Below are 11,836 nucleotides of genomic sequence, written 5' to 3' on the forward strand. Positions count from 1 at the left end.
GATGGAGCGCACCATGTTTCTCTTTTCCATGCTGTTGTTCTTTGTTTTGACGTGTTTTTGCGCCTGGCTGCTGCTGTTTCCGGCCGGCCGCGAGGTGGTGGTGCAGTCGCTTGGCCTGTTGGGTATCCGCATGGGACGGCGTTTGCGCGGCGGCTATCAGCAGGGCGTGCAGCAGGCGGCTGGCTTGGGCCGCGAGGCGGGCGGCCGGGTGCATCGTGTATTGAGTTTTTTGAAGCGGCGCTATCTGCTGTTGCTGGCCGCCATGGTGCTGCTGACGGTGCCGCCGCTGCTGGCACTGATGCTCAGCGGCCGCAGCATGCTTTCCGGCTACGACAGCGATACGCACGCCATCAACGATCAGATCGCTGGCCTGTTGCAAGGTGAACAGTTGACCGCACCCGCGCCGCCGCCACCGCTGGTGTTCACCACCGCCGAGGTGACGCTGGTGCGGCCGATGCTCGATAGCGCCAACCGCAACTGGCAGCTGCTCGACCCGGCCTTCGCGCAGCGCCTGCTGCTGGTGTTTCGCATCATGAAGGAGCGCCACGGCTACGACATGGCGATCCTGGAGGGCTACCGCAGCCCGGAGCGGCAGAATACGCTGGCCGCCGCCGGCCCCAGCGTCACCAACGCCAAGGCCTTCCAGAGCTATCACCAGTTCGGCCTGGCCGCCGACTGCGCTTTCCTGCGCGACGGCAAACTGGTGATTTCGGAAAAAGATCCCTGGGCCATGCGCGGCTACCAGCTGTACGGCGTCGCCGCCGAAGCGGCCGGCCTGACCTGGGGCGGGCGCTGGACCATGATGGACTTCGGCCACAGCGAGTTGCGCGTGGCGGGCACGGTGAAGAAGTAAGCGCCATTGTTCTTGCGCAAGAAATTCCTGCTTTGTTGGTGGCAACATTGACCGGTCCGCCCGCCGCCTGGGCGTCGCCTTCTTCGCCGGACACCGTCTATGCTGCGCAGAACCTGGAGCTTCCTCACCGATAGCCGCAATCTCACCATCCTCGGCCTGACGGCGGTGGCGGCCTTGTTCTACCTGGGCGCACAAGTGCTGGAACTGGCGCTGATGTGGGCGCTGCTGGCCATCGCCCTGATGCTGGCGCTGGTCGGCGCCGTGTGGTGGTGGCGCCGCTGGCGCGCGCGGCGCGAGTCCGAGCGGCTGGGGGAAATCATCGGCAAGCAGGAGCCGTCCGCCGATCCTTCCGCCGCCGAGGTCAAGGCCATCCGCGAGAGCATGCTGAAGGCGATCGAGACGATCAAGGGATCGAAGCTGGGCATCGTCGCCGGCGCGAGCGCGCTGTATGAGCTGCCCTGGTACATGATCATCGGCAATCCGGCGGCCGGCAAGAGCACCGCCATCACCAACTCCGGCTTGCAGTTCCCCTTCGCCGACGGCAAGGTGCTGCAGGGCGTCGGCGGCACCCGCAACTGCGATTGGTTCTTTACCACCGAAGGCATTTTGCTCGACACGGCCGGCCGCTATTCGGTGCAGGACGAGCATCGCGCCGAATGGTTCGGCTTTCTCGATCTGCTGAAGAAGTACCGGCGCCGCGCGCCGGTCAACGGCATCATCATCGCGGTGAGCATCGCGGAGCTGCGCGGCGACGATCCGGAAGCAGGCATCCAGCTGGCACGCAGCCTGCGCAAGCGGGTGCAGGATCTGATCGAGCGGCTGGAGGTATTTGCGCCGGTGTACGTGGTGTTCACCAAGGCCGATCTGATTGCGGGTTTTGGTGAATTCTTCGCCCAGGCCGAGCGCGGGGAACGTGAGCGCGTATGGGGCGCCACCATGCCGTATCAGCGCAAGACCAGCAGCCAGCAGGTAATGGCGTTCTTCGACCACGCCTTCGATGAACTGTGCGATGGCTTGAAGGCGATGAGTCTCGCCACCATGGGCCAGCAGCGGCGGGAGCGCATGGAGCCGGGCGTGTTCACCTTCCCGCTGGAGTTTTCGACCATCCGTACGCCGCTGCGTGCTTTTCTGGTGACGCTGTTTGAAGAGAATCCATTCCAGTTCAAGCCTGTGTTCCGGGGCTTCTATTTCACCAGCGCGCTACAGGAGGGTATGCCGCGCAGCGAACAGTCGCAGCGCGTCGCCCGCCGCTTTGCCTTGACCACGCCGGATGTCGCGCCGCTGTCCGGCACCGGCCATTCCGGCTTCTTCCTGCTTAACCTGTTCCGCAAGGTGATCTTTGCGGACAAGGATCTGGTATCGCAGTACGCCAGCAAGAACAAGGTGCGCCTGAAATATGCCGCCTTCTTTGCAGCGGTGCTGATGCTGGGCGCGTCGCTGGGCGGGTGGAGCTGGTCGTACATGGGCAACCGCCAGTTGATCAGCAATGTGCAGGCGGACCTCGACAAGGTGATCAAGCTGCAGGCCAGGCGGCTGGACCTGCAGTCGCGGCTGGAGGCGCTGGAGATTATCCAGGACCGCATCGAGCAGCTGGAGAAGTACCGCGCTTCCCGGCCATGGTCGTTGCGCATGGGGCTCTATCAAGGCGATCAACTGGAGCGCAAGCTGCGCGAGGAATACTTCGCCGGCGTGAAGAACGTGATGCTGATGCCGGTGGTGGCCAATCTGGAGACGCTGCTGTCCGAGATGAACGCACATGCGTCCGAATTGCAGCCCTCCGGCGCCGCCGCTGCGCCGGTGGCCGGACGCCAATTTCAGGACGCCTCGCCGACCAATGTCGATGACGCCTACAATGCGCTGAAAAGCTACCTGATGCTGGCCGATAAATCACACGCGGAGGGCAGCCATCTGAACGACCAACTACCGCGTCACTGGCGCGCATGGCTGGAGAATAATCGGGGCGCCATGCCGCGTGAGCAGATGATCCACAGCGCCGAGCGGCTGATGACGTTCTATCTGGCGCAGATTCCCGATCCGGCCTGGCCGCGCATCGATCCGAAGCTGGCGCTGGTGGACCAGGCACGCGAGAACCTGCGGCGCGTGGTGCGTGGCATGCCGGCGCGGGAGCGGGTCTACGCCGACATCCGTGCCCGCGCCAACACGCGCTTCCCTTCGATGACGGTGGCGCGCATGGTCGGCGAGCAGGATCAGGCGCTGGTGACCGGCAGCTACGCTGTCCCCGGCGCCTACACCCGCGACGCATGGGAAAAGTTCGTGCAGGATGCCTTCCGCGATGCCGCCAGCCGCGAACTGCAAAGCACCGACTGGGTGCTGAAGACCGCCGCGCGCGATGACCTGACGCTGGAAGGCAGCCCCGAACAAATCCAGAAAGGCCTGACCGATTTGTACAAGGCCGATTACGCGCGCGAATGGCAGAAGTTTGTGCAAGGCGTCAGCATCGCTAACCTGAACGGTTTTGACGCGGCGGTGGCGGCGATGAACCGCCTGGGTGATCCGCAGCTATCGCCGCTCACCAAGCTGCTGACGGCGCTGCATCAGCAAACCTCCTGGGACAATCCAACGGCAATGAGCGCGGAGGTCAAGGAAGCGCAGACGGGCTTTATCAACTGGGTCAAATACAGCGTGCTGCGGCGATCGCCGGCGCAGATCAACATCAACCTGCCGGCCAATGCGGCGGATAAGCCGATGGGACCAGTGGGGCGGGAATTTGCCGGTATCGGCAAGCTGGTGGCGGCCAAGGACAAGGACGCGTCGCTGATGCGCGCCTACATGGAGGTGCTGTCCAAGCTGCGTGGGCGGCTGAATCAACTGAAGAACCAAGGCGATCCTGGACCCGGCGCGCGCCAGTTCATGCAGCAGACATTGGATGGCAGCGGCTCGGAACTGGCCGACGCACTGCGCTACGTCGACGAGCAAATGCTGGTGGGGATGACGGATGCGCAGAAGCAGGCGATTCGTCCGATCCTCGTGCGTCCGCTGATGCAGACTTTTGCGGTGCTGATCGGCCCTGCGGAGGCGGAGATTAACAAGACGTGGGTGGCGCAGGTGTATGAGCCGTTCCAGAAAACGCTGGCGACCAAGTATCCGTTCGCGCCGGACTCCCGGAGCGAGGCTGCTAATACGGAAATTGCGCAGTTCTTTGGACCGGATGGCGCGGTCGCCAAATTTGCCACCACCACGCTTGGCACGCTGGTGCTGCGTCGGGGCGACGTGCTGGCGCCGCGCACCTGGGCTGACATGGGCATTTCGCTGTCGCCGCAGATGGTGCAGCGCTTCCCCGGCTGGATCGCGCCACTGGCGGCAGCAGGCGTGGCGTCATCGCAGTCCGCCCCGCAGACGATATTCCAGATCCAGCCGATGCCGGCGAGCGGAACGCTGGAATATACCGTGGAAATCGACGGCCAGCAGCTGCGTTACCGGAATACGCCGGCGCAGTGGGCTAACATGGTCCATCCGAGTCCGCAAGGCGCGCCCGGAGCTCGGATCACGGCGGTAGCGATGGACGGACGCAGCGTGGATGTTTTCAATGAGCCGGGGCAGTTTGGATTGAAGCGCATGATCGATACGGCAGCCAAGCAGAAACGCGATGGCGGCGTCTTTGAGCTGCGCTGGAGCAGCGGCGCGATTACCGTGGCGATGGGGCTGAAAATCATCAGCAGCCCGGAAAGCGCCGCCAGCGAGCCGCCGGACCAAGGCTTTCGCGGCATGCGGCTGCCGGAGACCATCGTCGGCGGACCGTCGGCCACCGCCACCACCACTGCGCAGCCGGCGGCTGGCGCTGCAACGGGAGCGATGCAATGAAGCGCGGGGCGCAGACCGCGCGCATCGGCTACTTCGGCAAGCTGTCCACACGCGCAGACTTCATCAAAGCGGCCGACAACCTGGCGTTGGCCAGCCTGCTGGATGGCTGGCTGGCCGAAGTCATGAACCTCCTTAGCGCCGACCCGCGCTGGAAACTCAACTACGATGCCATGCCGCCACTGGACTTCGCCTTCGTCGGCACGCGCAGCCGGCGCGCCGTCGCCGGCCACCTGGCCGCCAGCAGCGACCTGTCAACGCGCCGCTATCCTTTCCTCAGCATGAGCGCCATCGAAGTCGACGACCCGCCGCGCTTTGTCCCCAATAGCCCATTGATACTGGCGCCGCTGTGGGAGGAGCTGCACCTGCTGACTGCCGATGTCATGGACTCACTCGAGCCGGACACCCCCCTGCAAACCCTGGCCGCCACCCGCATAGACATCGACACCACTGACGACCAGCATGCGCAAAGCTTTACCGACTTCCTCGATCGCCACACCATTACGGCGCTGGAAGCCATGCTGGCCACAACCTGCATGCGCCGCACCATACTGGCCATCGGCCTGCTGTTACAGCCGATACGCCGCAGCGGCGCGCAAAGGCTGGATAAAAGCCTGGTGCTGCCACTACCGCAGTCGTCGCGCCAGCGCTACCTGGTCGCCGCCTTCTGGCTGGACTTGATCATCCCTTTCCTGCAGCAAGCCGATTTTGAACTGAGCCTGTTCCTTGCAGACCTGCGCGGAAAACCGTCGCTGATCATCGGTTTCGGCGGCGCCGCACCCGAAACACTGGCCGCCATCATCGATCCTGCAAGCGCGCCCGAACACCAGGTCAGCTTCGATTACGCCGGCTGGGTCGATGAACTGATCGCCGGCGATGCCAGCGTACAAAAGTTCTCCGCTTACCTGGAGCAAGGCCAGCTTTCCTTACGCTCGACGCAAGCGCTTTTCCATGAAACCTTTGTCTGATCAGGAGTCCCACCATGCGTAAATCGATGATGATGACCGCGCTGCTGCTGGCGGTAACTTGCGCCGCAGCGCAAACGCCAGGCCAGATCGTGGTGACCGGCGCCGTGCCGGATGAAGCCAGCAAGGCCGCGCTGCTGGCGCAGGTGCGCGCGTTGTACGGCATGGAGCGCGTAGTCGACCAAGTGAGCATCGCTCAGGTATCGCTGCCGCCCAACTGGAACGGCTATGTGCAAAAGCTGATTAGCCCCAATCTGAAATTGATCAGCAAGGGAGAACTCAAAATCGACGGCACCAACATTACGGTGCGTGGGGAAGTGGCCAACGAGGCGCAACGGCAGCAGATCGCCAGCGACATCGCTACCAGCCTCAATCCCAGCTACACCGTCAACAACGGTCTGCGTGTGAGCGCCGCAGAGCAAAACCTGCTGGACGAAACGCTGGCCAGGCGCATCATAGAGTTCGATAGCGGCAAGGCGACGCTGACGCCGTCGGGGCAAGGCATTCTGGATGACATGGCGGCCGCGCTGCAAAAGGTGAAAGGCAAAAAGGTGGAAGTCATCGGCCACACCGATAACGTCGGCCTGCGCGACAGCAACCTGGCGCTGAGCCAGGCCCGCGCCGAGGCGGTGCGCACCTATCTGGCGGGGAAGGGCATCAGCCAGGACATGGTGATGGTATCCGGCCAGGGGCCGGATCGCCCGGTGGCCGAGAACAACACGGCGGAAGGCCGCTCGCGCAACCGCCGCATCGAATTCCGCGTGGCGCAGTAGATCAAGGCAGCGTGATGGTGACGTAGGCCGGGCGTGGCGCCAGCTTCACCAGATCCGAATACCCAGCGAGCGACTCCTGTGTGCTGTGCGACAGTGACGACTCCAGTCCGATGTAAGCACCCAGGGCAATCACGCCAAACACTGCGGACACCGCCCACATCGGCGTGTTGGAGCGCAGCTTGTGCACGATCTGGTCCGGCCGCTCCGCTTGCGGCGCAAAGCCCTTGCTCTTGCCCTGCATGTGTGCGATTTCATCGCCCAGCCGCGCCGTCAGGTAGGACAGCTTGTCGCTGGCGTCCAGCGCATGCTTGCCGCGAAAGCCGATCAGCAGGCACATATGAAATACCTGCAACGCGGGCAAACGCGCACCGCCGGCGCTGCGCAGCGCTTCCAGCCGGTCGAAGAAGTGCTCACCCGCCAGCTGGTCGCCGAAGATCACCAGTTGCAGCGGGCGGCGCTCCCACGCCAGCCGCATCGGAAATTGCGACGACAGGATGATTTCATCCAGCGCCGCGCAGTAGGCGTATTTGGCGGCATCGATATCCTCGCCTTGCGCACGCATCTTGCGGGCCTCGCGGTCAAACTCGGCGAGATACGCGGTGATGGTGTCGAGGAACGGTGCTTCGCCCGGCGGCACGCTGCCGTTCTTCAGCATGAACAGCAGGTAGAAGCCCTCCTGCAGCAGATCGAGCAGCGTTTGTACATGGCCGTATCCAGGCTGGATCTGTTTGCGCTGACCGCCCATCAGCGTGGGATTGGCGCGGCGTTCGACGGGCGGCGTCATGCTGTTACCGCGATCAGGTTAAGACGCAGGTCGCGTATGCCGGATGGCACGTAGATCGAGATCGACTGCGCTTTGAGCATTTGTTCATATAGCATGCCTTTTCCCTCCAGTGCGAAATAGTAGGTGTCCGGCTGAACCGGAATCGCCGCCGGCACTTGCGGCGCGTGCGTCAACTTCACGCCGGGCATGGCCGACAGCACGCACTTCTCCACATCGTCCGGCGCGCCAACCTTGACGCGCAACGGCACAACCTCCACCAGTTCCAGCGCCGGCAGCGCGGCGCTGACGGCGAGGTACAGCGTGGTGCGCTGGTCGATTTTTCCGGAGTCGAGTTTGCCCAGGTGGTAGCTGGGCTTCTCTTCGGTCAGCGCAATCGAGAAGTATTTGGTGGAGATGACGGTGTCCAGCAGGTCGCGGATGATATGGTCGAGCGCCGCGAAGCATTGCGCCGGATCTTCGTGCAGGTAGCCCGGCAGGTCGATCAGCGAGTACTGTTTGGAGTAGGTCATCAGTGCACCTGCCAGTGCGAGCAGCGATTCGAACAAGCGCTCCGGATGCAGCTCGGGATTTCGCACATAGTGCATCAATGCGGCGGCCGAGGTGCTGACGGTGTGCAGCAGCCAGAAAGAGGACACGTCGCCGGAGCGGAATTCGATCACATTGCGGCTCGGCTCCCGCATATGGCCCTGCAGCGACTGCACTTTGGCCTGCAGCGCGTCCAGTAACCGATCCAGCATGGCTTTCAGCGCCGGCGCGCTGGCCACCGACAAGCCAGGAGGGATGAACGACGGATCTTGCTCAAAGCCGCCGGTCACCACGCGCCGCAGCCGCATCAGCGGCACGCACTCGAAGGCACCCAGCGGTTCCAGGTCGGACATCAGCCGTACCGCGCTGCGCAGGAAGCTGACGTCTGCCTCCACCGCCTGTGTGTACAGGTCTGGCACTTCGCGGCTGGCCTGGCCGTAGCGCGGGCCGGCGTGATGCTCGTCGTGTGACGCCGCATTGCCGCCGTTTGCAGAGAGCGAGGGCAGGGCGGCATACCACGTCACTTCCGGCGCGCTGGCTGGAATGCGGCTCAGGTCCACCGTCTGCGGCAGCGGCGCGCTGGCCGGCGCGTCGACAATCTCGCCATCGCGGAAGATCAGCGACAAGGCCTCCAGCCGCAGCTTGCCGGCCTTGAGCGCGTCGAAGTCCCAGCGGATATCGCGCACGCCCCACAGATACGGATGCAGCGCGCATGCAGTGTGGTAAAGGCGCGCTTCGTGATACTGGTCCTGCTGCTGGAAGTGCTGCGGCCGCAGGAACAGACCTTCGCCCCACAACACCTTGGATGGAATGCTCATGCTGTCTCCCTGCCTTGTCGTCAAACGAGACGTTCATTAGAACGAAAGCGGTGACTCGTCTTTTTGCGACGGCGCAAGCAAAGAGAAAAGAAGACCTCGCTTGAGTAAGCGCAACCGACGCCACGTGCATTTCATGAATACTGGCCATCTTCTCGCACGGTTACGCAAAAGGAGAAACCGATGATCACCTCAAGAACATGGCTGCCCTGCGTCGCCAGCCTGCTGCTACTGACAGCGTGCGCCACGGACGGCGCCCTGGTCCGCACCGATAAACCGCAAGCGCCGCCACTGGATCGCGCACTCGCCGACGCCGATTCCGCGCTCACCGCCGGCCATGTCGACAAGGCGCAAGGCATCCTGAAAAATGCCGCCGCCAGCTACCCGTCCGACAAGACGCCATGGCTGCATATGGCGCAGATTAAATTCGACCGCGCCAATTACGGTGAAGCGATCCTGAATGCACAGGAGGCGCTGCAGCGCGATCCGAACGACAAACTGGGGAACAGCATCATCGCCGTCAGCGGCTTGCGCTTGTCGACGCGGGCGCTGTCGGACCTGAGCCAACAGAATAATCTGAACGGCTCCCTGCGCTCGGAGGCGCAGGATCTGGCCAAGCTGCTGCGCACCAGCCTTGGCGAAGATGTGCTGGTGCCGACGTCGAATGCGGCGCGCAAGACGGCCACGTCCTCGTCGTCGTCGGCATCCGGCAAAAAAGCACCGCCCACCGCCACCGGCAAGAGCGGCAGTCAAACCAACGATCCCTTCGGCGGATTGAAATAAGGAGCTTGTATGGCTAAAGGTGACAGCATTCAAAAGCGCTTGACCAAGGTGCGCCCGCCGCGCGTGCAAATGACCTATGACGTGGAAATCGGCGACGCGATGGAAAACAAGGAGCTGCCGTTTGTGGTTGGCGTGGTCGGCGACTTTGGCGGCAATTCGGAAGTGGAGAAGAAGCGCCTCAAAGACCGCAAGTTCGTCAGCATCGACAGCGACAACTTCGACGAGGTACTGGGCGGTGTGGCGCCGGTGGCCCGCTTCCAGGTGCCCAATCAGCTGAAGGACGACGACACCAGCCTGAATGTCGAACTGCGTTTCAAGGCGATGGACGACTTCCGTCCGGAAGCCGTGGTGCGCCAGGTGGAGCCGCTGGCCAAGCTGCTGGAGGCGCGCACCAAGCTGGCCGATTTGCGCAACAAGCTGGCCGGCAACGACAAGCTGGAAGACATCCTGAGCGAGGTGCTGAATAACACCGGCAAGCTGGCCAGCCTCAAATCGAACAAGGGAGGCTGACATGTCCGCTCAACTCAACCAGGAAGCGCAGGCCGCGCCGCTGGCCGAAGGCGACAGTCTGCTGGACCAGATTGTCGAACAAAGCAAGGTCGCCAAGTCCAGCGTGGAGCACGACCGCGCCAAGGACATCATCACAGAGCTGGTCGACCAGGTGCTTGACGGCGCGGTCGTGGTCTCCAACAATCTGTCGGCGACGCTGGACGCGCGCGTGGCGGAATTGGATCGCCTGATCTCCACGCAGCTGAGCGCCATCATGCACGCCCCGGCGTTCCAGAAGCTGGAGCAAAGCTGGACCGGCCTGCATTATCTGGTGAAGAACTCCGCCAGCAGCTCGGGCCTGAAGATCCGCATGCTTAACGCCACCAAGCGTGAGCTGGTGAAGGACTTCCAGTCCGCGCTGGAATTCGACCAGAGCACCATGTTCAAGAAGGTCTACGAAGAAGAATTCGGCACCTTCGGCGGCGCGCCGTACGCCGCGCTGCTGGGCGACTTTGAAATCTCGCGCCAGCCGGAGGATATGTACTTCATCGAGCAGATGTCGCACGTGGCGGCGGCTTCGCACGCGCCGTTCATCAGCGCCGCCTCGCCCGAGCTGTTTGGGCTGGAAAGCTACGGCGACCTGGCGCGGCCGCGCGATCTGTCAAAGGTGTTCGACACCGTGGAATACGCCAAGTGGAAGGCCTTCCGGGAATCCGAGGACTCGCGCTATGTGGGCCTGACGCTGCCGCGTTTCCTCGGCCGCCTGCCCTTCAACCCTGTCGATGGCACCACGGTGGAAGGCTTCAATTTTGTGGAGGAAGTGGACGGCACCGATCACCAGAAATACTTGTGGTGTAACGCCGCCTATGCTTTCGGCGCCAAGCTGACCAAGGCCTTCGGCGATTTCGGCTGGTGCGCGGCGATCCGCGGCGTGGAGGGCGGTGGCCTGGTGGATGACCTGCCCACGCATACCTTCAAGACCGACGAGGGCGAGGTCGCGCTCAAGTGTCCGACCGAAGTAGCCATCACCGACCGCCGCGAGAAGGAACTGAGTGACCTCGGCTTCATTTCGCTGGTTCACTGCAAGAACACCTCGTACGCCGCTTTCTTCGGCGCGCAGTCGGCGCAGAAGGCCAAGAAGTACAGCAGCGAGGCGGCCAACGCCAACGCCGTGCTGTCGTCGCAGCTGCAATACATCTTTGCCGTCTCGCGCATCGCGCACTATATGAAGGCCATGATGCGCGATAAAGTCGGCAGCTTTGCCGCCGCCTCGAATGTCGAGGACTTCCTCAACCGCTGGCTGATGAAGTACGTGCTGCTGGACGATAACGCCAGCCAGGAACAGAAGGCGCAGTTCCCGTTGCGCGAAGCATCGGTGCAGGTGCACGAAGTGGCCGGGCGGCCGGGCGTGTACCGCGCGGTGTCCTTCCTGCGCCCGCACTTCCAGCTCGACGAACTTTCCGTTTCCCTCCGTCTGGTCGCGGAGCTGCCGCAATCGACCAACCACTAACCCCAACAACCTAGAGGAGCATGCAATGGCAATCGACGTTTATCTGTACATTGATGGCATCAAGGGCGAGTCCAATGACGACCGCCACAAGGACTGGATCGAGTGCAAATCGGTCAGCTTCGGCGTGGAGCAGCCCAAGTCCGCCACCGCCTCCACCGGCGGCGGCCACACGGCGGAGCGCTGCGAGCATCGCGACATCGTCCTCTCGAAGCTGGCCGATTTGTCCTCGCCCATCCTGCTGCAAACCTGCTCGGCCGGCCGCACCATTCCCAAGGCCCGGTTTGAATTCATGCGCGCCGACGCCCAGGGTGAGCGGGTCAAATACTTCGAGATCGAAATCGAGAATGTGCTGATCGGCGCCGTCGCGCCATCGGTGGAAGAAGGCGACATCCTGTCCGAGGACGTGGCGCTCAAATTCTCCAAGATCAAGTGGAAGTACACGCAGCAGAAAATCAGCGGCGGCGCCGGCGGCAATACCTCCGGCGGCTGGGATCTCTCCGCCAATCGCATCGTCTAAGGC

The 11,836-nt window shown here is 63.1% G+C and carries 10 protein-coding genes; 8 read left to right on the forward strand and 2 right to left on the reverse strand.

Features of this window, described 5'->3' with window-relative positions; translation table 11 throughout:
• Positions 1-13: 13 nt before the first annotated feature.
• The 4 genes from GTP55_RS06620 to GTP55_RS06635 all read left to right on the forward strand — a co-directional run bounded on the left by GTP55_RS06620 (position 14) and on the right by GTP55_RS06635 (position 6,410).
• Positions 14-853: a M15 family metallopeptidase gene (locus GTP55_RS06620; protein WP_161044136.1), complete on the forward strand. Its 840-nt coding sequence runs from the start codon at positions 14-16 to the stop codon at positions 851-853.
• A gap of 99 nt (positions 854-952) precedes the next feature.
• Entirely contained in the window at positions 953-4,675 is a 3,723-nt protein-coding gene (gene tssM, locus GTP55_RS06625; protein WP_202423601.1) for a type VI secretion system membrane subunit TssM, read from the forward strand.
• Positions 4,672-5,640, forward strand: coding sequence for a type VI secretion system-associated protein TagF (tagF, locus tag GTP55_RS06630; RefSeq protein WP_161044137.1), 969 nt, complete (start codon positions 4,672-4,674; stop codon positions 5,638-5,640). Before tssM ends, tagF begins: the two co-directional genes overlap by 4 nt.
• A gap of 14 nt (positions 5,641-5,654) precedes the next feature.
• Positions 5,655-6,410: an OmpA family protein gene (locus tag GTP55_RS06635; protein ID WP_161044138.1), complete on the forward strand. Its 756-nt coding sequence runs from the start codon at positions 5,655-5,657 to the stop codon at positions 6,408-6,410.
• 1 nt (position 6,411) lies between these two features.
• On the opposite strand, the gene icmH is transcribed toward GTP55_RS06635, so the two are convergent.
• Together icmH and tssK are read right to left on the reverse strand one after the other, a co-directional pair.
• Complete coding sequence (gene icmH / locus GTP55_RS06640) at positions 6,412-7,194, reverse strand: type IVB secretion system protein IcmH/DotU (RefSeq protein WP_161044139.1); 783 nt, start codon at positions 7,192-7,194, stop codon at positions 6,412-6,414.
• Entirely contained in the window at positions 7,191-8,537 is a 1,347-nt protein-coding gene (gene tssK / locus GTP55_RS06645; protein ID WP_161044140.1) for a type VI secretion system baseplate subunit TssK, read from the reverse strand. The genes icmH and tssK overlap by 4 nt, the downstream gene beginning before the upstream one ends.
• 180 nt (positions 8,538-8,717) lie before the next feature.
• On the opposite strand from tssK, the gene GTP55_RS06650 reads away from it, so the two are divergent.
• Genes GTP55_RS06650 through GTP55_RS06665 form a run of 4 tightly spaced genes read left to right on the forward strand, consistent with a single transcriptional unit; the run spans position 8,718 to position 11,833 of the window.
• Positions 8,718-9,317: a tetratricopeptide repeat protein gene (locus GTP55_RS06650; protein WP_161044141.1), complete on the forward strand. Its 600-nt coding sequence runs from the start codon at positions 8,718-8,720 to the stop codon at positions 9,315-9,317.
• A 9-nt stretch (positions 9,318-9,326) separates the two neighbouring features.
• Positions 9,327-9,827: a type VI secretion system contractile sheath small subunit gene (tssB, locus tag GTP55_RS06655; RefSeq protein WP_161044142.1), complete on the forward strand. Its 501-nt coding sequence runs from the start codon at positions 9,327-9,329 to the stop codon at positions 9,825-9,827.
• Between the two features lies 1 nt (position 9,828).
• Complete coding sequence (tssC, locus tag GTP55_RS06660) at positions 9,829-11,316, forward strand: type VI secretion system contractile sheath large subunit (RefSeq protein WP_161044143.1); 1,488 nt, start codon at positions 9,829-9,831, stop codon at positions 11,314-11,316.
• Between the two features lie 25 nt (positions 11,317-11,341).
• Positions 11,342-11,833, forward strand: coding sequence for an Hcp family type VI secretion system effector (locus tag GTP55_RS06665; protein WP_161044144.1), 492 nt, complete (start codon positions 11,342-11,344; stop codon positions 11,831-11,833).
• Positions 11,834-11,836 lie beyond the last annotated feature (3 nt).

It is taken from the genome of Duganella margarita (assembly GCF_009857535.1).
Lineage (GTDB): Bacteria > Pseudomonadota > Gammaproteobacteria > Burkholderiales > Burkholderiaceae_D > Rugamonas > Rugamonas margarita.